Here is a 21,464-nt window from a genome sequence, read left to right as displayed (position 1 = left end):
GCGGGGTGCCATTGCTGCCGGCAACAAGCCCGGATGCGCCGTTGGCTTATCCGGGCTACGCATCCAGCCGCTATGCGGCCAACCTTATCCGGTAAACCACTCAGGCAAACAGCTCGGCAGCGCGCAGCGCGGTTCCCTGCGCATCGCGGGCGGACAGCACTGGCGGCGCATCCAGTGGCCACTTGATTGCCAGATCCGGGTCGTCCCAGCGGATGCAGCGTTCATGCTGCGGCGCGTAGTAGTCGCTGGTCTTGTACAGCACCTCGGCGTGCTCGCCCAGCACCACGAAGCCGTGGGCGAAGCCTTCCGGCAGCCACAGTTGCAGCCGGTTGTCGGCGGACAGCTCGTACCCGATCCACTGGCCGAAGCTGGGTGAGCTGCGGCGCAGGTCCACCGCCACGTCGAAGATCGCCCCCTGCAGCACGCGCACCAGCTTGCCCTGCGGCTGCTGCAGCTGGTAGTGCAGGCCGCGCAGCACGCCGCGCGCCGAGCGGCTGTGGTTGTCCTGCACGAACTGCACCTGGCGGCCGATGGCGGCGTCGAATTGCCGCTGGTTGAAGCTTTCAAAGAAGAAGCCGCGCGCGTCGCCGTGCACTACCGGTTCGATCAGTTTGACGCCGGCGATGGCGGTATCGATGACGCGCATGTTCAGAACACCCGGTGTTGCAGCAGGCCCAGCAGGTAGCGGCCGTAGTCGTTGTGCTGCAGCGGTGCGGCCAACGTGGCGACCTGTGCGGCGTCTATCCAGCCGGCGCGGTAGGCGATTTCCTCCGGGCAGGCCACTTTTAGGCCCTGGCGTTTTTCCAGGGTGGCGATGAACTGGCTGGCTTCCAGCATGGCGTCGTGAGTGCCGGTATCCAGCCAGGCGTAGCCGCGGCCCAGGGTTTCCACCGCCAGCCGGCCCTGTTGCAGGTAGGCGTTGTTCACGTCGGTGATTTCCAGCTCGCCGCGCGCCGATGGCGCGATGCCGCGGGCGATGTCCACTGCCTGGCTGTCGTAGAAGTACAGCCCGGTTACCGCGTAGCGCGAGGCCGGCTGCGCCGGTTTTTCCGCAATCGACAGCGCCTTGCCGGCGGCGTCGAAGCTCACCACGCCGTAACGCTCCGGGTCGTGCACGTGGTAGGCGAACACGGTGGCGCCGTCCTGGCGCTGGCTGGCGGCCTGCAGCACCGCCGGCAGGTGGTCGCCGTAGAAGATGTTGTCGCCCAGGATCAGCGCCGCCGGTGCGCCGGCCAGGAAGGCTTCGCCCAGCAGCAGCGCCTGGGCGATGCCGTCCGGGCTGGGCTGCACGGCGTATTGCAGGCTGATGCCCCACTGGCTGCCGTCGCCCAGTAGCTGGGCAAAGCGCGGCGTGTCCTGCGGGGTGGAGATGATCAGGATGTCGCGGATGCCGGCCTGTAGCAGCGTGCACAGCGGGTAGTAGATCAGCGGCTTGTCGTAGATCGGCAGCAGCTGCTTGCTCACCGCCAGGGTGGCCGGATACAGCCGGGTGCCGGAGCCGCCGGCGAGGATGATGCCTTTGCGTGGCTGGCTCATGGTGATGACCTTTGCAAGGTTGGCCGCACAGCAGGGGAGCGCATCAGTGGGCGCCGTACTGGCGGCGCGTCCAGTCCAGGTAGCTGCCGCTGGTGACGCTCTGCACCCAGTCGGCGTTGGCGAGGTACCACTGTACCGTCTTGCGGATGCCGCTGGCGAAGCTTTCCGCCGGCTGCCAGCCCAGCTCGCGCTGCAGCTTGCCGGCATCTATCGCGTAGCGGCGGTCGTGGCCGGGGCGGTCGGCCACGAAGCGGATCAGCCGGGCGTAGGGCGCGGCGCCGGGGCGCAGCTCGTCCAGCAGCGCGCACAGGGTGTGCACTACTTCCAGATTGCTCAGCTGGCAATTGCCCCCCACGTTGTAGTGCTCGCCCGGCCGGCCATGCGCCAGCACGCAGCGCAGCGCGGCGCAGTGGTCGGCCACGTACAGCCAGTCGCGTACCTGCTGGCCATCGCCGTACAGCGGCAGCGGCCGGTCGGCCAGCGCATTGTGAAGCACCAGCGGGATGAGTTTTTCCGGGAACTGGTAGGGGCCGTAGTTGTTGCTGCAGTGGCTGGTGAGCACCGGCAGGCCGTAGGTGTGGTGCCAGGCGTGCGTCAGCTGGTCCGCCGCCGCTTTGCTGGCGGCGTAGGGGCTGCTGGGCTGGTAGCGGTGCTGTTCGCTGAAGGCCGGCGCGTCGGGTGTGAGCGAGCCGTATACCTCGTCGGTGGACACCTGCAGCAGGCGGAACGCCGCCTGCTCGGCGGGCGGCAGCTGCTGCCAGTAGTCGCGCACCGTTTCCAGCAGCCGGTAGCTGCCCACGATATTGGTGGCGATGAAGTCGTCCGGGCCGTGGATGCTGCGATCCACGTGGCTTTCGGCGGCAAAATTCAGCACCGCGCGCGGGCGGTGCTGCTGCAACAGCCGGCGCAGTAGCTCGCCATCGGCGATGTCGCCGTGCACGAAGTGGTGGCGCGCGTCGCCGGCCAGCGGCTGCAGGGTAAGCAGGTTGCCGGCGTAGGTCAGCTTGTCCAGGTTGATTACCGGCTCGTCGCTGTGCGCCAGCCAGTCCAGCACGAAGTTGCCGCCGATGAAGCCGGCACCGCCGGTAACCAGGATGCTCATGGCTTACTTGCCTATGCAGAAGCGCGAGAAGATCACGCCCAGCAGGTCGTCGGGGGTGAAGCGGCCGGTGATTTCCGACAGCGCGTTCTGCGCCATGCGCAGCTCCTCGGCGAAGATTTCCACCAGCTGCCAGTCCTGCTCGGCCAGCGCCAGGTGGTCGGCGGCGCGGGCGATGGCGTCCAGGTGGCGCTCGCGCGCCAGGAACACGCCTTCGTCCTCGCCCTGGTAGCCGATCATCTCCAGCAGCAGCGCGCGCAGGTCGTCCACACCGGCGTGGGTGCGGGCGGACAGGCGCACTACCGGGTGGCCGTCTTCCTCGCTGCGGCCAACCTCGCCACCGGCCAGGTCCACCTTGTTGAACACATGCACGCGCGGCAGGCTGGCCGGCAGCTTGTCGAGGATGGCCTGCGTGTCGGCGACGATGCCTTCGCGGCTGTCCACCAGCACCAGCGCCAGGTCGGCGCGTTCCACCGCCTGCCAGGTGCGCTCGATGCCGATGCGTTCCACCACATCGTCGGTGTCGCGCAGGCCGGCGGTATCGATGATGTGCACCGGCACGCCGTCGATCACGATCTCCTCGCGCACGGTGTCGCGGGTGGTGCCGGCGATGTCGGTGACGATGGCGATGTCGTCGCCGGCCAGCGCGTTCATCAGGCTGGATTTGCCGACGTTGGGCTGGCCCACCAGCACTACGTGCATGCCTTCGCGCAGCAGCGCGCCCTGGCGGGCGGTGCGTTGTACCGTCTGCAGCTGGCCGCGCAGATTCCGCAGCCGGCCCACCGCGTCGGCCTTCTGCAGGAAGTCGATGTCTTCCTCGGGGAAGTCCAGCGTGGCTTCCACCAGCATGCGCAGGTTGATCAGCTCGTCCACCAGCACGTGGATCTCGTGCGAGAAGGCGCCCTTCAGCGATTTCAGCGCGCTTCTGGCGGCGCTTTCGCTGGCGGCGTCGATCAGGTCGGCTACGCTTTCCGCCTGTGCCAGGTCCAGCTTGTCGTTAAGGAAGGCCCGCTTGGTGAATTCGCCCGGCTCGGCCAGCCGCGCGCCCAGCTGCAGGCAGCGACTCACCAGCATTTTCAGCACCACCGGTCCGCCGTGGCCCTGCAGCTCGATGACGTCCTCGCCGGTAAAGCTGTTCGGGCCGGGGAAGTACAGCAGCAGGCCGTTGTCGATGGCGCTGCCATCGGCGGCGTAAAAGTCGCTGTAGGTGGCGTAGCGCGGCTTGGGGGTCTTGCCGCCGCTGATAGCCTGCGCAAACGGCAGCAGCTGCTGGCCGGAGATGCGCACCACGCCCACGCCGCCTCGCCCGGGGGCGGTGGCAACGGCGCAGATGGTGCTGGGGGTGTAGGCGAGATTCATGCTGGTTTCCGGTTCAGGGCCATGTGGTCAGCGCACGGCGATGTGCTGACCACATGGTCTTGCTTAGGTATATCAAAAAGCCCGGCCATGTGGCCGGGCTCTGTATTGCTGCAAGGTGGTTGGCCGCAGATCAGGACTGCAGTGCCGCCTTGCGGGCGTGTTCGATCTTCTTGTTCACGTACCACTGCTGGGTGATGGACAGCAGGTTGTTCACTACCCAGTACAGCACCAGGCCGGCCGGGAAGAAGAAGAACATGGCGGAGAAGGCCAGCGGCATGATCTTCATCATCTTCGCCTGCATCGGGTCGGCCGGCGGCGGGTTGAGGAAGGTCTGCGCGAACATGCTCACTGCCATCAGTACCGGCAGGATGTAGTACGGGTCCGGGCGGGCCAGATCGACGATGTAGGTCCAGGAAGCCTGACGCAGCTCCACCGAGGCCAGCAGCGCCCAGTACAGGCCGATGAACACCGGGATCTGGATCAGCATCGGCAGGCAGCCGCCCAGCGGGTTCACTTTCTCGGTCTTGTACATCTCCATGACCGCCTGCTGGAACTTCATGCGGTCGTCGCCGTGTTGCTGCTTCAGCGTTTCCAGACGCGGCGCCAGGGCCTTCATCTTGGCCATGGAGCGGTAGGAAGCGGCAGTCAGCGGGTAGAACGCGGCTTTTACCAGCAGGGTCAGGAACACGATCGCCCAGCCCCAGTTCTGCACCAGTGCATGCAGCTTGGTCAGCAGCCAGAACAGCGGCGAGGCGAAGATGTGCACCTTGCCGAAGTCCTTGGAGTAGGCCATGCCGTCAGCCACCTTGGTGATGATGCTGTACTCCTCCGGGCCGGCGTACAGCGGCACGCTGAAGGAGGCAGCCTTGCCGGCGGCGATCGGCGCTTCGCTCACCATGACGGCGGCGGAGTAGGCGCCGTTCTTCGGCTCCAGCTGGAAGGTACATGCCTGCGCGTTGGCGCACACAGCCTGGCCTTCATACGGCTTCAGCACCCAGGCGCTCATGAAGTAGTGCTGGATCATGCCCACCCAGGCATTGGTGGCGTTCTTGGTGTACTCGGCCTTGCCCTTGTCCAGGTCGGCGAAGTCCACTTTCTGGAACGCGTTTTCGGCGGTGTAGACAGCCGGGCCGGTGAAGGTGTGGGCAAAGCGGCCTTCGCCTGCCGGTGCCTTGCCGTCACGCAGCATGCGGTAGTAGGCGGTAAGCGCCAGCGGGGTGCTGCCGCCGTTGGTCACGTCGTAACGCACGTTGATCAGGTAGCTACCCTTGGTGAAGGTGTACACCTTGCTTACCTTCACGCCAGCCGCGTCCGGCGCGGTCAGCTTCACTTCCACCTTGTCGCCTTGCAGGGTGTAGCTGGTCTTCTCGGCGGTGAAGGCGGTCTTGTGGGTGGGCAGCGCCGGGTTGCTGGCGGCAATCAGGCCAGTCTGCGCAATGTACAGATGCTCACCCTTGTCGGTGAACAGCTCGAACGGCTTGCTGGCGTCTTCCACTGCATTGTGTTTTTTCAGCTGCAGGCTGCGCAGGTCGCCACCGTTGGTGTCGATCTCGGCGTGCAGCACGTCGGTGTCCACCACCACGCGCTGGCCGCGGGCCAGTTTGGCGCTTTCCGCCACGGCAGTGTTGGCCGCAGCGGCGGGTACGTCGGCATTACCGGCGGCGGCGCTGGCCTGCTGTTGTACGGCGGGTTTGGCGGTGGGCTTCGGTGCAAAGTATTCCTGCCACAGCAGCAGGATGCCGAAGGACAGCGCAATGAAGACGATCAGGCGTTTGGAGTCCATCTTTCTTACCGGAAAGGTCAGGGAACCGGGTCATAACCGCTGCCGCCCCAGGGGTGGCATCGGCAAATCCGTCGTGTTGCAAGCAGGCCGCCCTTGAGCGCACCGTGCTTTTTCAGCGCCTCTATGGCATAGCTGGAGCAGGTGGGCTGGAAGCGGCACCGTGGCGCCAGCCACGGGCTGATGGCCAGCTGGTAAAACCGCACCAGCAGGATCAGGAGTTGCGACATCGCGCTAGTTTAGCAAACAGTGCGGCCAACGCTGCCATCGCATCTCGATAATCGTCGCGGTGGTAGGCCTGGCGGGAGCGCACCACGAAATCCAGGGCAGGGAGTTCATGGCGGTGCAGGCGGAACCATTCGCGTACCGTGCGCTTGATGTAATTGCGGCGGTTGGCGCGCTTGGCGGTCTTTTTGCCGACCACCAGGCCCAGGCGCGGGTGATCCAGGCCGTTGGGCCGGGCATACACCTGGAACAGCGTATTGCTGCGTGCGTTGCGCAAATGAAAAACGGATGAGAACTCATCCGTTTTCAAAAGCCGGTGCGCACGGCGAAATGTGTGATCCAAGCGTTATACAGCCAGACGCTTACGACCCTTGGCACGACGGGCGGCCAGAACGGCGCGACCACCGCGGGTCTTGGAACGAACGAGGAAACCGTGGGTGCGTTTGCGACGGGTATTGGACGGCTGGTAAGTACGTTTCATGATGATTTTCCTGTTTCGAAACGGAAATAAACGCGTGATTACACAGATAAAACTGCCTTTTGTCAACCTTGGCGTCGCTTGAGCCCGGGTGGCTGTGGTGCGGGTGGTGGAAACGGCTGTTTGATTTATGCCAAGCTTCTGCTGGCTGCCCGGCCAGCTGGTGCGTAAAAATAGCGCAGCGCTGTGGATAACTCGGGCCAAAACCCTTAGAATCACGGCTTGCAGATTCCGCACTGCTGCCGAGTAGGTACCCGTGGCCCGGCGCCCGGCTAGCCGCACCGGCTCCCCCGGCAGTACCCCGAATAACGTTGCCGGCCCATGGCCGCCAACCCTTCCCGCCGCATCCTGTATACCGTCTGCGGCGGGATTTCGTTTTTAATGACTCATCGATGACCGAACCGGACCAATTCTGGCCTGCGTGCCTGACGCGGCTTGAGGAAGAACTCTCCTCGCAGCAATTCAACACCTGGATCCGTCCTCTGGCTGCAGAAGTAGCCGAGGAGGCCGTGGTGCTGTACGCGCCCAACCGCTTCATTCTGCAGTTCATCAAGGACCGCTTCCTGGCGCGTATCGAGGCGCTGACCATCGAACTGCTGGGCGAGCTGCCGGTGGAGCTGCGCATCGGCGCGCCGGCCGGTGCCGCCCCGGCGCCGCTGGCACCGCCCAAGGCCACCGCCCGTGCCGGCGGCGCTGCGCCCGCAGCTGCGGCCAACGTGGCGGCGGCAATTGCCACCGCGGAAGCCGGTAGCGACAAGCAGGGCGCACCGGCAGTGGCCGCCTCGGCCAAGCAGACCGCATTGAAGGCCATTGGCGGCGGTCACGAGAGCACTCGCCTGAACCCGGCGTTCACCTTCGACACCCTGGTTACCGGTAAGGGCAACCAGCTGGCGCGCGCCGCCGCGCTGCAGATTGCCGAGAACCCGGGCGATGCCGCCTACAACCCGCTGTTTGTATATGGTGGCGTGGGCCTGGGTAAGACGCACTTGATCCAGGCGATCGGCAACCATGTCTATGCCAAGAACCCGCAGGCGCGCATCCGCTACATCCATGCCGAGCGCTACGTGGCCGACATCATGCGCGCCTACCAGCACAAGGCCTTCGACGAGTTCAAGCGCTACTACCACTCGCTGGACCTGCTGCTGATCGACGATATTCAGTTTTTTGCCGGCAAGAACCGCACCCAGGAAGAATTCTTCTACGCCTTCAACGCGCTGATCGAGGGCGGCAAGCAGGTGATCATGACCTGCGACAGCTACCCCAAGCAGATAGAAGGCATGGAAGAGCGCCTGATCTCGCGCTTCAGCTGGGGCCTGACCGTGGAAATCCAGCCGCCGGAGCTGGAAATGCGCGTGGCGATCCTGATGAAGAAGGCCGAGGCCGACAACACCAAGCTGGATCACAATGTGGCGTTCTTCATCGCCCAGAACGTGCGCTCCAACGTGCGCGAGCTGGAAGGCGCGCTCAAGCGCGTGGTGGCCTATGCCCGCTTTACCAGCCAGCCCATCACCATGGAGCTGGTAAAGGAAGCGCTGAAGGACATCCTGGCCGCCGGCAACCGCCAGGTCACCATCGAGGCGATCCAGAAGACCGTAGCTGAGTACTACAAGATCAAGCTGTCGGACATGCACAGCAAGAAGCGCAGCCGCGACATCGCCCGCCCGCGCCAGGTGGCGATGGCGCTGGCCAAGGAGCTGACTTCGCTGAGCCTGCCCAATATCGGCGACGCCTTTGGCGGCCGCGACCACACTACCGTACTGCACGCCTGCAAGACCATTGCCGAGATGCGCGGTAGTGACGCTGACATAGCGCACGATTACGATACGCTGCTGGCCATGCTGCGTAACTGATACTGATAAACGAACCGTAACCCCGGGAGTCTGCACATGCTGATTCTGCAAGCCGAACGCGACGCGCTGCTCAAACCCCTGCTGGCTGTAACCGGCATTGTCGAGCGCCGCCATACCCTGCCGATCCTGTCCAACGTGCTGATCGAGAAAAAGGCCGATGCGGTGAGCTTCCTCGCCACCGACCTGGAAATCCAGATCACCACCGCGAGCCCGGACGATATGGCCGGCGAGCCGTTCCGCCTCACCACCTCGGCCAAGAAGCTGCAGGACATCCTGCGCGCCATTCCGGGCAACGCCACCGTTACCCTGGAACAGCAGGACGCCGGCCGCCTGACGCTGAAAGCCGGCAAGAGCCGCTTCAACCTGCAGACCCTGCCGGCGGACGACTTCCCGCTGCTGACCGTGGGCAGCGCCGCTGAAGCCAGCTTCAAGCTGAGCCAGCGCGACCTGAAGCGCCTGATCGCCCAGGTACAGTACGCCATGGCAGTGCAGGACATCCGCTACTACCTGAACGGCCTCCTGCTGCAGACCGAGGGCAACCAGGTGCGCCTGGTGGCTACCGACGGCCACCGCCTGGCCTTTGCCTGCGCCGACATCGAAGCCACCCTCGCCAAGAGCGAAGTGATCCTGCCGCGTAAGACCATCCTGGAGCTGTACAAGCTGCTGCAGGACAGCGACGAAGAGATCAACATCGAGTTGCTGAGCAACCAGGTGCGCTTCAGCTTTGGCAGCACCGTGATCATCAGCAAGGTGGTGGACGGCAAGTTCCCCGACTACAACCGCGTGATCCCGCTGGATAACGAAAAGATCTTCCTGATCGAGCGCGTTACCTTCCTGCAGGCGCTGCAGCGTGCCGCCATTCTGGCCAACGAGAAATTCCGTGGCGTGCGCCTGGTGCTCAAGCCGGGCGCCATGTCCATCCTGTGTACCAACAGCGAGCAGGAAGAAGCCGAAGAAGAGCTGGAAATCGCCTTCCAGGGCGGCGAGCTGGAGATCGGCTTCAACATCAACTACCTGCTGGACGTGCTGACCAACCTGCCGACCGACACCCTGCAGCTGGCCTTTGGCGACGGCACCCGCTCCGCGCTGGTGACCATCCCGGAAAACAGCAACTTCAAGTACATCGTAATGCCGATGCGCATCTGACGATGCGCGCACGGCGCGCCTGCCGGCGCGCCGTGCGGCCAACCCTGGCCACACGGTAGGGCAGCATGCCCCGGACGAATCAAGACAAGAGTGGTTTTATGAGCGAACAGGAATACGGCGCAGACAGCATCAAGGTCCTCAAGGGTCTGGACGCAGTACGCAAGCGCCCCGGCATGTACATTGGCGATACCCAGGACGGCACCGGCTTGCACCACATGGTGTTCGAAGTGCTGGACAACGCCATTGACGAAGCACTGGCCGGCCACGCCGACACCATCAAAGTCACCATCCATCCGGACGAATCCATCTCGGTGGAAGATAACGGCCGAGGCATCCCTACCGACATCCACCCGGAAGAAGGCCGCTCCGCCGCAGAAGTCATCATGACCATCCTGCACGCCGGCGGTAAGTTCGACAGCAACAGCTACAAGATCTCCGGCGGCCTGCACGGCGTGGGCGTATCGGTGGTAAACGCGCTGTCCGACTGGCTCAAGCTCAAGATCTGGCGCAACGGCCAGGTGCACGAAATGGAATTCAACCACGGTGAAGCCGTGGCGCCGCTCACCATGACCGGCCACACCAACCACCGCGGTACCCAGGTGACCTTCCACGCCAGCGAAGCCACCTTCGGCAAAGTGGAATTCCACTTCGACATCCTGGCCAAGCGCATCCGCGAACTGTCCTTCCTCAACGACGGCGTGGCCATCACCCTGATCGACGAGCGCAACGGCAAGGAAGAAAACTTCGCCTTCTCCGGCGGCGTGGCAGGTTTCGTGGGCTACATGAACCGCAACAAGAACCCGCTGCACGGCAAGGTGTTCTACGGCATCGGCGAAAAAGACGGCATGACCGTGGAAGTGGCGATGCAGTGGAACGACTCCTACCAGGAGAACGTACAGTGCTTCACCAACAACATCCCGCAGCGTGACGGCGGCAGCCACCTCACCGCGCTGCGCCAGGTGATGACCCGTACCCTCAATGCCTACATCGAGGAAAGCGAAGTCGCCAAAAAGGCCAAGGTGGACACCACCGGCGACGACATGCGCGAAGGCCTTACCTGCGTGCTGTCGGTAAAACTGCCGGACCCGAAATTCAGCAGCCAGACCAAGGACAAACTGGTCTCCAGCGAAATCGGCCCGGTAGTGAACGAAGTAGTGAACGAGGCGCTGAAGAACTTCCTGCTGGAAAACCCGAACGAAGCCAAGATCATCACCGGCAAGATCGTGGAGGCCGCCCGCGCCCGCGAAGCCGCGCGCAAGGCCCGCGAAATCACCCGCCGCAAAGGCGTGATGGACGGCCTGGGCCTGCCCGGCAAACTGGCGGACTGCCAGGAAAAAGACCCGGCCATGTCCGAACTCTACCTGGTCGAGGGTGACTCCGCCGGCGGCTCCGCCAAACAGGGCCGCGACCGCAAGTTCCAGGCCATCCTGCCGCTGAAGGGCAAGATCCTCAACGTGGAACGCGCCCGCTTCGACAAGATGCTGCAAAGCCAGGAAGTGGCCACCCTGATCACCGCGCTGGGCTGCGGCATCGGCAAGGACGAATACAACCCGGACAAACTGCGCTACCACCGCATCATCATCATGACCGATGCCGACGTGGACGGCGCGCACATCCGTACCCTGCTGCTCACCTTCTTCTACCGCCAGACCCCGGAGCTGGTGGAGCGCGGCCACATCTACATCGCCCAGCCGCCGCTGTACAAGGCCAAGCACGGCAAGCAGGAACGCTACCTGAAGGACGACTTCGAGCTGAACCAGTACCTGCTGCAACTGGCGCTGGACAAGTCCGAACTGGTGCCGGCAGAAGGCGAAGCCGCACTTTCCGGTGACACCCTGGCCGAAATCGCCCGCCAGTACCTGCAGGCCCGCGCCGCCATCGACCGCGAAAGCCGCGTGGTGGACCCGCTGGTGCTGCACGCCCTGCTGAAGGTTGGCCGCATCGCCCTGGAAAGCGAAGCCCAGGCCAACGCCGCCAGCACCGCCCTGGCCGCCGTACTGCCGGAAGAGCTGATCAAGCTGAACGTGCTGCGCGACGAAAAGAACGACGAATGGCTGATCAAAATCACCCGCAAACTGCACGGCAACGTACAGGTAACCGTACTGGACCAGGACTTCCTGGATACCGCCGATTACGAAGTGCTGGTGAAAACCGGTGACATGCTGCAGGGCCTGCTGCGCGACGGCGCCACGGTAAAACGCGGCGAAACCGTGAAGCCGGTAAGTGAATTTGCCGATGCTCTGGACTGGCTGCTGGGCGAAGCACGCAAGGGCCTCTCCATCCAGCGCTACAAAGGCCTGGGCGAGATGAACCCCGGCCAGCTGTGGGAAACCACCATGGACCCGACCGTGCGCCGCCTGCTGAAAGTGAAGATCGAAGACGCCATGGCCGCCGACGACGTATTCACCACCCTGATGGGCGACAACGTGGAACCGCGTCGCGACTTCATCGAGAAGAACGCGCTGATTGCGCGGAATATTGATGTGTGATCGTGTATGTAGATAGCCGCATAAGCTGAGAAAACGAGACCCATAAGTTGAGAAACTTATGGGTCTTTTGTTTTTCATTGCTATGAGTTATGAGCCAATACAGACCGATGATGATGCTTCTGGATAGGTCTGGGCTGCTTACGACCCGAGACGGAAGTGGCGGGCTTTGTGAAGTAGCCGTTAAGGAGCGCAGAGCTGACCGGCTCGCTAAATCATTGCGTTGGAGAGCTCCATGACCGGAGGGGGGCAAGGTTGAGCCCATGTTATGTTTTTAGGAAATCAACGTTCGTTTGTTTTTTGGCATATTGCTAATAAGCAGGTCTAAGAGTTTTTCTATGTTGTAATTGTGCTCTGCAGAGTAATAAATCGGTCTATTTATCTTAATTCCGGTGGCTTCCAGAACTCTTTCTTGCACTGAGGTTGATTTGCTTTCAAGGAAATCTATCAACTCGCGTTCTGGTTTTCTCTCTATTTGATTCCAGTAACGGCCTTTCATAGCGATGTCGGCTTGATTAATCGCTATCATTATTCTTTCTTTTTGAAAATTTGGCACAATAATCTCATTTAATAGTTTATAGGTTGTGCCCATGTCCCTGCTAGAGCCATCAACTATTACTAAAACAAGGTCAATGAAACCATGATTTTCGCCATAATTTTTGTAGAGAAGGTTTATCAGCGATTTGCAATGATTCTTGTCGTTTTCCTTTCCATCCCCAAGGCCGGGGGTATCCCATAATCTAAAAGAGTTGTTTAATTTGTAGCTGTCAAGACTCATTGTTTCAGGGTCAACTCCTTTTCCAACTTTTGCGACTTCTTTTTGAAATATTGTATTTAACGTAGTTGACTTTCCGGCGCCTGTTACTCCTGTCACCATGACGTCGAATATTATTCCAAGTTCTGATGATTTTTTGTCTAGCTCTTCATGCCTGTAAAATTGGTACATATTTACCATCCGAAAAGACCACCAATAAATCCGATTGCGGCCCCAACGGCTGAACCAATTGCAGTTCCTATAACAGGTACGACAGACCCGATTGCGGCCCCTGCTGCGGCTCCAGCCAGCGTATTTTTGGTAATATGGGTCGCAACTTCCTGAAAACTTCTTTGAGTCTCCTTTTTGTAATCCATCAGTTCATCGTCATTTTCCCACATCTCTTTGTCTGTAGAAATATTTTCGATATACGAAAGTCTTTTTTCTGCTTTCGTATTTTTTACAATGAAAAATAATAATTTTGAAAGATTCCAAGGCTTTTGCTCAAGGTCTTTGTCTTTATATCCCGCTGAGTAATATATGGGCTCTACATCTACGTCTGTAGCTTCTTTAATCCTTCTCTTTACTGACTGGACTTTTTCGTCCAAGAATTTAACTAATTCTGGCATGGGCTTGTTGTTTTGATGGTCCCAGTACCTACCCTTCATCGCAACATCCGCCTGATTGATTGCAATAAGAATTCTGTCTTTTGCATTTTCACCAAGGTTTGGAATTATCACTTGGTTAATAAGTTCATAAGATGTGCCTAGGTCTCTACTTCCACCCTCTAATATCACAAGGACCAAATCAATTATAGGGTTGCCGTCATTATCTAGTTCGTTTAATTTTTTGATAATTCCTTTTGCGTGGACGATGTCTTTATCTTTCCCATCTCCAAGCCCTGGACTATCCCATAGCACAAGATTGTCGAGTTCATATTTTTGAATGTCCATCGTCTCTGGGTCTACGCCAGTTCCAACCTTTGCAACACTAGACTTAAACATTGCGTTGATTGTTGAACTCTTTCCACAGCCAGTAGCCCCTGTAATCATCAGATTGATTTTTTGCTTTTTTAACCGGAGAACACCTTCTAGAAGGGATTTTTTTTCCGACTCATCAATTGTTAATGAATCAATAGAGTCCTCAATTTTTTTGAATACGTCAGTGCTTTTCATTTTCTTGCCTTGAAAAATGTAACTTGGTTATATAAATAATATTGCGGACTAATCTTTCGCTTGTTACATGACTTTGTACTGCCATATTGTTGAAAATCGGCACAGTGGACTTTCCCAATTACAGCGGGTAGTGCATTAGGCGATAGCCCGTTCCTTAATTGCATCCAGCACTGCAACAAGCTGCGTTACCTTGGAGGGTTGAAAAATACCCATCGGGCCCTGGGCATTCATGTCTGTGAATGGTGACTGGAACAGGCGCTCCGGCTCCATTACTCCTGCCTGCGTCAGCTCCTGAACCACTAGGTTGATGAACTCAATTTGATTCGGGGTGGCTGTTGTACCGCTGATGAAGTCACTGAAAGCATTCATAGCAGCCTCATGGTCAAGTCCGACTAAGGAACGTACAAACAGCCCAAGACCATGCGACTGCTCTTTGGCTTTGGTAATTAGCGCTGGTGTGCCCCCGGCGTCCAGCAGCATTTTTTCCAACTCATCCAAATCGGTTTCCGTCATTGGTTGGTTGCGACGAAGACGCTGCAGCGATAGGTGCGATTCATGTGATTTCAGGAAAGAGCGTGCTTTGTCCTTGAACTTACTCATGTTCAGACCGGCAGTTATCTGCGGCAACTCGATAATGGCGGTATCGCCTAGCTCATCCTGAAAGTCGGTGTACACGACCTTCTTTTGGCCTTTCGGGATGAGCTTGATTAGGGCTCGCAACCGCCGGCGAACATTTTCCAACATGGGAACGGTCACACCTTCCCACCATTCATCGCTAACTAAGGCTTGAATCAGTTGAGCTTCGACTTTGATGGCTGGAATAGCCATCTGCCCCTCCAGCTCGATGGCGATGCGTTGGATGCGTTCACGTAGCGATGCGAACTCCGGTTCGGCCAGCAATATGGCCAACTGGGTACGTAATACCAGCATGTCGAAACGCTTGGCTTCTTCATCGTCATCGCTGACGGTGGATGGCAGGTTTGCCAATTTGGTGTTCAGTTCTTCAACTTCATCGGGACCAAGCTTGGTCCACGCCTTGGCATCAGCAAATTTTTCCACATAACGACGCTGCGGTCGTACGACGAAGTTGTCCACATTCATGGTTTGGACTTTCTCGTGCAGCATCTCGGCGACATCTTTACGCAGCTGTTCCTCGGTATAAGAGCCGGCATCTTGCGGTTGCTCGTCTTCTGCTGGGCTCTGGGCTAGCTTGAGTTTCTTGTCGAGTTCAAGGATGACCTGTAGTCGAGCCTTGAACAGCCGGGCAGAGAGCGATTCGGTTGTAGAGCCTTCGGTGAAATCAGGATTTTGGCCGAAGAATTCCAAATTGCCGCAGAAGTCGAAGATGTAAAAATCTTTCTTTTCTTTACCTGGGCCGAACAAGTCTTCGCATAGCCGGGTACCCCGGCCGACCATCTGCCAAAACTTTGTTTTTGAGCGTACGGCTTTGAAGAAGACTAGATTGACTACTTCTGGTACATCAATCCCCGTATCCAACATATCGACGGATACGGCAATGTGCGGCATCTTGTCTTTCTTCGAAAAGTCATCGATGAGGCTTTGTGCGTACTCAGTCTTGTAGGTCACCACTCGCGCAAAATGGCCTCTGTATTGCGGGTAATTGACATTAAAGCGCTCGACGATGAAGTTGGCGTGGTCGTTGTTTTTGGCAAAGATAATGGTCTTGCCTAGGCGGTCGCCGCCGGCCACCTTCTGGCCATTTGTCATTAGCAATTCGAGCACCTTATCTACGGTGTCGATGTTGAACAACCACTGGTTCAGTTCCGCCGGGTCTACTTCAGCAGGCACCGTGCCTTCATCATTCCATTCCAGCGAGTCCCACTGTTCCTTTTCTTCATCACTAAGGTTGTTGTATTTGATACCCTCTCGCTGGAACTTTAGTGGTACCGAGATGGGTACAGGCTTGACAAGGTTTTTGTCCTCAATGGCCTGCTCCAGTGTGTAGGCATCTGTTGGCACTCCGGTTTCGAGGTCAAACAACCCATAGGTATTCTTGTCGATTTCATCCTTGGGTGTGGCGGTAAGCCCCACCAGCATGCTGTCAAAGTAGTCGAAGATGGCTCGGTACTTCTGGTAGACCGAACGGTGAGCCTCATCAATGACGATGAGGTCAAAGTGGCCAACACCGAAACGACGCTGGCCATTCAGGGTCTCATCGATAAGCCCCATCATCGTGGGATAGGTCGAAACAAAAACCCGGCCATCCGTATTCTTTTCTGTCACCAGATTGACGGGCGCTGCATCAGGTAGATGCGTTTTGAAAGCATTGACCGCCTGATTTACTAGAGCAACACGGTCTGCTAGGAACAGAACCCGTTTGACCCAATTGCTGCGCATTAGTACATCCGTCAACGCAATCACTGTACGTGTCTTGCCGGAGCCTGTCGCCATCACCAGCAGCGATTTACGCTGTTTGTGCTCCTCAAAGGTTTCACCGACGCGGCGCACGGCGCGGGTCTGGTAATAACGCTCGATGATGTTGGGATTGATGATAGCTTCAGACAGCTTCTTGCGACTGCTGCGGCGCTGAATCAAGAGTTCCAGCTCATCTCTTTTGTAGAAGCCCTGCACCTTGCGTGGTGAGTAAGACTCGTCGTCCCATATCCAATGTTCGTAACCATTGGAGTAGAAAATGATGGGGCGCTGGCCAAACATCTGCTCCAGACATTCGGCATACAACAAGGCCTGTTGCTGACCGACATTCGGGTCTTTGGTGGTGCGTTTGGCTTCGACCAACATCAACGGCTTGCCGTCATTGCCCCAGAATACGTAATCGACGTAGCCCTTACCTTCGTTATTGGGCATCCCGATAACTTCTATTTCGAAGTTTGTTTCCGGGTCGAGGTTCCAGCCGGCCTCACGTAAGAGCAGGTCGATGTAGGCTTTGCGTGTTTCAGCTTCGGAGTAGTCGTGATTGTCTGGCTCTGCCGCATTAGCTTGTTTGGCCTTGGCTAGCTCAGCACGAAGTTGCTGTAGCTCTGCATCGAGTTCCGCTTTCTCGCTGCGTAGGATGGATAGCGCTTCATTCTGTTCCGAGAGCTCGTCAGACAGCTTCTGAAGCTGGCTCTGGGTTAATGCCGGAGCGCTTGCTGCTTTGGGTAATAGTTCAGGTGTGAAGCCTAGGCCTGGGGCCGGACGTGTTGTACGTCCGTAGTTGCGTGCTAGCCAGAAGCAGAAGTGAAACAACTCGCGCGTGGCAGACAGCGCATCAGATTCCAGTACCTTCTTGTTGCTATGCACGGCCATGTTGCCCAGGTCTTTGATGAGCTTGGCTTTGGCAAACAGTGCTTCACCAACTTGCTTGCGGAAGCTCGGTTCAAAGATGAAGGCACTCAGGTTGTCCTGATAAGGCACCTTGAAGGCTTTGTCGTGGGCGAACAGCCAGGCAACGCCAAGTTCCAGGCTACGACGAGCGTAGAAACAGGCGGTACGTGGGTCGTTATGCACCGCTTGCTCGGCCTTAGAAGCTGCCTCGTGTAAGAAGGCCCACTCGGCCTGCAGGAAGCTGAAGTTGCTCATTTGTACTCCCGACTGCGGTTATGCTGATAATTCTATTGCTACACCACAATAAATGCCATTGAGATTGGCATAGGTTGCGAGCTACCCAGCTAGGTTCAGCTTATTTTTGTCGTAGCAGGGGGAAGTCGGCATACAGCATGGCCTGGTCGCTAGGTGATGCATCGCCGTTTATCAACTTGCAAGCGGGTGGGATATAGTTGTGAATGATTTTCTTCGGCTTTTCGTGCCAGCCGATGTTGAATGCGCAGAGACCATCGCTAGGGAAGAATTCCAGCGAGCTGTAAGGCAGGTGGTCATGAATCCAATAGGCTAGTGCGCGCCAGTCTGTGCCCTGCTGATATCGGTCGGTGAACCAGGGCAACACGATGCAGGCCATCGCACCGGTAAGACCTTCTGCATCCCGCTTGTCCCAGATATGACCTGCATAGTTGGCCTCATTACGTGCGCAGCCCAGTTTGTTTTCATTACCAAACTGGTTGACCAGACAGGAGCGGTAAGAAGACCGTATGGCGACCCGGCCAAAGGTCGCATTCAGTGGTTCTAGCAGCTCTTCGCAAAGCTTGCGGCCAACTTCAATTGCCAAGTCGGGGTCGTCCGGGATATTAGACAACCCATGCAGATTTGCTATCTCGCTGTACAAGAACTCGCGCATGAAAAAAGAAGGCGACAGCCGGGTTCGCCCTAGCGTTTCCAGTGCTTTTACTGATTCCGGACGACGCATTCCAATCTCCTTCCGCAGGTTATCGTGAGGTCATCTTACGGCCTTTGCCTAGATGACAGATTGGTCGTACAGAATGTACGGTCGTCTTCTTCCGATTGAAAGCGCGTTTTACTCTTCCCCTACATATGAGGAAATCGCTGTAATCAAATCCAGCTTCAGGGCCTCGGAGTAGTCCTCTTCGTACATCAGAGATTCAACGATTCGTCGAAGCAACTGCCTGTCAATGGCGTTTGCTGCCACATATACTGCAATGTTTTCCATTTCGAGCACAAAGCGGCGCACCACATAGTCGTACCCATTCAGTTCCAGAAAGTACGCACCCAGCGCAATCGAAGAGCGTTTATTACCATCATGAAAAGCATGGTTCTTGTTGATGGCGTAAATCAGAAACGCTAGCTTATCCGCCATTTCAGGGTAGTAATCATCGTTCTGGATATGTGCCAGTGGGCTTTCCAGATGGTGCCGGCTTTTGGTGCCGGGCAACCCACCTGAATTTTCGATAATCCAGTCATGCACTTGCTCTGCATGACCGGCATCAAAGTAGAAAAACTTCAGCCCTTGATGCTCGTCCATGCTCATCTATCCTTGAGCCGCTTGAAAACAGCTAGCGTCTCCGGGTCGCTCAGTCTTTCTTCTAACGACCGGCTGGTTTCACCAAGGAATCGCTCGAAGTCTGCCTCAGGAACGGACTGGATGTATGCTTCGAGCTTGTGGTGCAACGCATCCCGAAAGCCAAGGTCTCTGCTTGCCATCTTGGTTCTGGCATCCAGAATCAGAGGTTTGAACAGTGGATGGCTCTCGAACCTGCCAAACAGTGTTTCTGTTTCCTTTTGCGTGAGTTTACGGGCAAGCTTTTGAGACTCCTGCTGAAGCTCATGTGCAATCCCAGCTTCGTAACTGGCGATGACGGTCAGCACCTCGGAATACATCGTTTCCCGAATGCTTTCCTGTTCGGCTAGCTTTAGAATCTTGCGATATTCAGATGCATTTTCTTGGAAAATGCTTTGGTAAATCAGGTTGGTGAACCTTCCATACTTCCATTGATTGCCCTCTACGTATGCGTCTAACGCGTCGGTGAACTGCTTTCGGTAGTTGGCTTCCTGAAAAGCTGCGGTCAAGTAACGGTCGTCACGTTGGTTGATGAACTTGGTCTGCCCTCCGGTTTTTTTGGCCAGCACGTCCATCACGATGTCTAGTACCCGGGTTCGAACCAGCTTTGCGCGTTCGCTCTCGGTCAGCAACATGGCAAGGTTCAAAACAGCGCGGAAGCTGAACACGCCAAGGATGCTGGTTTTGGTACCCTCATTGATGAGGGTACCATCAATTAAGTTCTTGAATTCATTGAGCTTTGACCCCCTTAGCAAGGTGTAGCCATTTGCGCGTAGCTCATCCCCGTGCGTAGCAATGTAGCGTTCAACCGTGGCATCACTGATGTCGAACAGCATGGCCACTTGCTGCTTGGTGAATACCGTCTCGCCCTCAAACGTCACCCCTCCAAGCCCCAAGTGTTGTTCGGCAGCTTGCAGGGCATAGCGGTTGTTCAGGATGTTCTGCCGCCGATGCTTTTCGGTAGTCAGGTCGGTCATAGCTTTGCCTTCTCCCGAATGAATGCATTCATTCGCTCTGTCAACGCAGCCCTGCGCATTGTTAGGAAGTCCCTATAAGCCTCGGTAGACCATAGCGCCGGGTCAGTCGGTACGCACTGGCTTTCCAGTGCTTCCTTGCCCTGCTTGGCCACTATGTCTACCAGATACTGCGTCGCTTCCTTATTGCTGATGCGGCGATTAGTCTGGCCGGTAATGAAGGCCATGTTGGCGATTTCATTGATTTCGCCGGTTTCGTAGCTGCGCTCCTTGAGCAGCGACTTGGGAATAACGTGGTGCCACTGGATGAAGTGCAGCTTGCCCTGATGGGTCAGCGACAGCCCCAATCCGCTATACCAGTCCTTGGCACCGGCAGCTTTCAGAGCAAGGTAAGCTAGCGAGAACAGCGGACTATTCACCCCGCGCCCCGCCAGGTCGTTAGGTTCTACATGCAGCCGGCCGAACTGGCGCTTCACCGGCTCCATCAGCCCGACAATACCCTCGCCCCGATACAGAATGGCCAAGTCCTCATTCAGCAGGGTCTCGGTTGAGCCGCGCGAGTAGCGGCCACGTGCATTAGCTACCAGCAGCCAATGCAGCAGCGCATGCTGCTCGTCGGCAGTCAGTTTGTTGTCTTTGATGCGGCTAACCGCCGCCAGCACATGGATGAACATGGGTGAGGACAGTAGAGACTCGTCCTCGATGCCTGCATTGCTGCGCAAGAAGTTGATGGCAAAGCGCAGCCCTTCCTGAGCCTGGAGCCAGCCTTCCTTGAGTTTGTCGATATGGGTCGAGGCCACGGTGCGGAATAAACACTGCTGGGTGGCGAATACCACAATGGCGCGTACCAGCTGACCTAGCTCAATCGTGAACCAGCTTTGCTCGCACTCCTCCTGAAACGCTTCCAACTCTTTCAGCAGATTTGGCCAGCGTGACGACATCTGCGCCAAGGCGAGGTCGGAAGACTTCAGCTTGGCGCCGAGTGAATTCACCCGTACGAAGATTTCGGTCACTTCCTCGTAGCTCATGCTGCGTTCCAGCACGTGCACTACGTACTGGTAGTCCTTGATGGCACGCAGCTTCTTCAGTCGGTCGGAATACTTCTGGAAGCGCGGGTCGTCGAAGGAGGTGATGCCGGCCTTCTTCAGAATCTCCGCATCATTGGCGGTGGCAAACACGGCGCTCACCGACACCCACTGAGGTTGCGAGGCCAAGTTCTTGGCGGCCACCACAAAGGTGCGCCGGTTCAATTTTTCCTGCAGGCCCTGCTCGTTGCCATCCTCGCTATCTTCGGCCTCGTCGTTCAACTCATCATCACTGGAGGTAGGCGCATCCTCATCACTTTCCACTTCCACGATGTCGGTCGGCGGACCATCCGGGTGGTCGAGGTTGAACAAGATGTCGATGGGCCGTTTTCGCCCACGCACCTGAACCGAAGTGCCGCTCAGCACAGCGGTCAATGAAGTCAGACGTTGCTGCCCATCCAGTAACAATTTGCGACCAGCAAAGGCGGTGGAGTCCTGTGCAATCGCAAAGTCCCGCGTTGGCACTGGCTCGTCGGTCTCCCACATCAGGATGGAACCGCTGGGGTAGCCGCGATACAGCGAATCCAGCAGGTCACGCACCCGCGTGGCTCGCCATACGTAATGGCGTTGGATTTCCGGCAGGCGCAGTTCGCCGCGCTTGTACATGTCCACCAAGGTGCCGATGGGGATGTTTTGCTGTTGCATGG

The 21,464-nt window shown here is 57.9% G+C and carries 18 protein-coding genes; 3 read left to right on the top strand and 15 right to left on the bottom strand.

Annotated elements, in window-relative coordinates; translation table 11 throughout:
* Window positions 1-100 precede the first annotated feature (100 nt).
* From rfbC to rpmH, 8 genes are all read right to left on the bottom strand, one after another.
* Window positions 101-646, bottom strand: a complete 546-nt coding sequence (gene rfbC / locus PSELUDRAFT_RS05055; RefSeq protein WP_088965809.1) for a dTDP-4-dehydrorhamnose 3,5-epimerase — start codon at window positions 644-646, stop codon at window positions 101-103.
* 2 nt (window positions 647-648) lie between these two features.
* The gene (gene rfbA / locus PSELUDRAFT_RS05050; protein ID WP_088965808.1) at window positions 649-1,536 is read right to left on the bottom strand and encodes a glucose-1-phosphate thymidylyltransferase RfbA; all 888 of its coding nucleotides are present in this window, start codon (window positions 1,534-1,536) and stop codon (window positions 649-651) included.
* A gap of 43 nt (window positions 1,537-1,579) precedes the next feature.
* Window positions 1,580-2,638 carry a dTDP-glucose 4,6-dehydratase gene (gene rfbB / locus PSELUDRAFT_RS05045; RefSeq protein WP_088965807.1) on the bottom strand — a complete coding sequence of 353 codons (1,059 nt, stop codon included), beginning with the start codon at window positions 2,636-2,638 and terminating at the stop codon, window positions 1,580-1,582.
* Between the two features lie 3 nt (window positions 2,639-2,641).
* Complete coding sequence (gene mnmE, locus PSELUDRAFT_RS05040) at window positions 2,642-3,994, bottom strand: tRNA uridine-5-carboxymethylaminomethyl(34) synthesis GTPase MnmE (protein ID WP_088965806.1); 1,353 nt, start codon at window positions 3,992-3,994, stop codon at window positions 2,642-2,644.
* 130 nt (window positions 3,995-4,124) lie between these two features.
* On the bottom strand, window positions 4,125-5,777 hold the full coding sequence (gene yidC, locus PSELUDRAFT_RS05035; RefSeq protein ID WP_088965805.1) for a membrane protein insertase YidC: 1,653 nt from the start codon (window positions 5,775-5,777) through the stop codon (window positions 4,125-4,127).
* Between the two features lie 17 nt (window positions 5,778-5,794).
* Entirely contained in the window at window positions 5,795-6,004 is a 210-nt protein-coding gene (gene yidD, locus PSELUDRAFT_RS05030) for a membrane protein insertion efficiency factor YidD (RefSeq protein ID WP_088965804.1), read from the bottom strand.
* Window positions 5,989-6,342: a ribonuclease P protein component gene (gene rnpA / locus PSELUDRAFT_RS05025; protein ID WP_088965803.1), complete on the bottom strand. Its 354-nt coding sequence runs from the start codon at window positions 6,340-6,342 to the stop codon at window positions 5,989-5,991. Before rnpA ends, yidD begins: the two co-directional genes overlap by 16 nt.
* Before the next feature lie 3 nt (window positions 6,343-6,345).
* Window positions 6,346-6,480 carry a 50S ribosomal protein L34 gene (gene rpmH / locus PSELUDRAFT_RS05020; RefSeq protein ID WP_088965802.1) on the bottom strand — a complete coding sequence of 45 codons (135 nt, stop codon included), beginning with the start codon at window positions 6,478-6,480 and terminating at the stop codon, window positions 6,346-6,348.
* Between the two features lie 389 nt (window positions 6,481-6,869).
* Here rpmH and dnaA point away from each other — a divergent pair, with 389 nt between their 5' ends.
* The 3 genes from dnaA to gyrB all read left to right on the top strand — a co-directional run bounded on the left by dnaA (window position 6,870) and on the right by gyrB (window position 11,962).
* On the top strand, window positions 6,870-8,327 hold the full coding sequence (gene dnaA, locus PSELUDRAFT_RS05015) for a chromosomal replication initiator protein DnaA (protein WP_088965801.1): 1,458 nt from the start codon (window positions 6,870-6,872) through the stop codon (window positions 8,325-8,327).
* A gap of 36 nt (window positions 8,328-8,363) precedes the next feature.
* A complete protein-coding gene (dnaN, locus tag PSELUDRAFT_RS05010; RefSeq protein ID WP_088965800.1) occupies window positions 8,364-9,473 on the top strand; it encodes a DNA polymerase III subunit beta in 1,110 nt (369 codons plus the stop codon).
* A 98-nt stretch (window positions 9,474-9,571) separates the two neighbouring features.
* A complete protein-coding gene (gyrB, locus tag PSELUDRAFT_RS05005; RefSeq protein ID WP_088965799.1) occupies window positions 9,572-11,962 on the top strand; it encodes a DNA topoisomerase (ATP-hydrolyzing) subunit B in 2,391 nt (796 codons plus the stop codon).
* Window positions 11,963-12,233: 271 nt separating this feature from the next.
* Here gyrB and PSELUDRAFT_RS05000 read toward each other — a convergent pair whose 3' ends face one another.
* The 7 genes from PSELUDRAFT_RS05000 to PSELUDRAFT_RS04970 form a co-directional block, all read right to left on the bottom strand.
* Entirely contained in the window at window positions 12,234-12,905 is a 672-nt protein-coding gene (locus tag PSELUDRAFT_RS05000; protein WP_088965798.1) for a GTPase family protein, read from the bottom strand.
* A gap of 2 nt (window positions 12,906-12,907) precedes the next feature.
* Window positions 12,908-13,888 (bottom strand): GTPase family protein, encoded by a 981-nt coding sequence (locus PSELUDRAFT_RS04995; RefSeq protein WP_088965797.1) that lies wholly within the window; start codon window positions 13,886-13,888, stop codon window positions 12,908-12,910.
* A gap of 135 nt (window positions 13,889-14,023) precedes the next feature.
* Complete coding sequence (locus PSELUDRAFT_RS04990; protein WP_088965796.1) at window positions 14,024-17,428, bottom strand: DEAD/DEAH box helicase family protein; 3,405 nt, start codon at window positions 17,426-17,428, stop codon at window positions 14,024-14,026.
* Between the two features lie 100 nt (window positions 17,429-17,528).
* Window positions 17,529-18,149 (bottom strand): hypothetical protein, encoded by a 621-nt coding sequence (locus tag PSELUDRAFT_RS04985; RefSeq protein ID WP_088965795.1) that lies wholly within the window; start codon window positions 18,147-18,149, stop codon window positions 17,529-17,531.
* Window positions 18,150-18,257: 108 nt separating this feature from the next.
* Window positions 18,258-18,722, bottom strand: a complete 465-nt coding sequence (locus PSELUDRAFT_RS04980; protein ID WP_088968389.1) for a type II toxin-antitoxin system death-on-curing family toxin — start codon at window positions 18,720-18,722, stop codon at window positions 18,258-18,260.
* Between the two features lie 2 nt (window positions 18,723-18,724).
* Window positions 18,725-19,735, bottom strand: a complete 1,011-nt coding sequence (locus PSELUDRAFT_RS04975) for a DNA-binding protein (RefSeq protein WP_088965794.1) — start codon at window positions 19,733-19,735, stop codon at window positions 18,725-18,727.
* The gene (locus PSELUDRAFT_RS04970; protein ID WP_088965793.1) at window positions 19,732-21,462 is read right to left on the bottom strand and encodes a DUF262 domain-containing protein; all 1,731 of its coding nucleotides are present in this window, start codon (window positions 21,460-21,462) and stop codon (window positions 19,732-19,734) included. Before PSELUDRAFT_RS04970 ends, PSELUDRAFT_RS04975 begins: the two co-directional genes overlap by 4 nt.
* Window positions 21,463-21,464: the final 2 nt, after the last annotated feature.

Origin of the sequence: Vogesella sp. LIG4 (assembly GCF_900090205.1) — a bacterium.
In the GTDB taxonomy this organism is placed as follows: domain Bacteria; phylum Pseudomonadota; class Gammaproteobacteria; order Burkholderiales; family Chromobacteriaceae; genus Vogesella.
The sequence above is the reverse complement of the archived record's forward strand: the minus strand, read 5'-3'. Positions and strand labels throughout refer to the sequence as shown.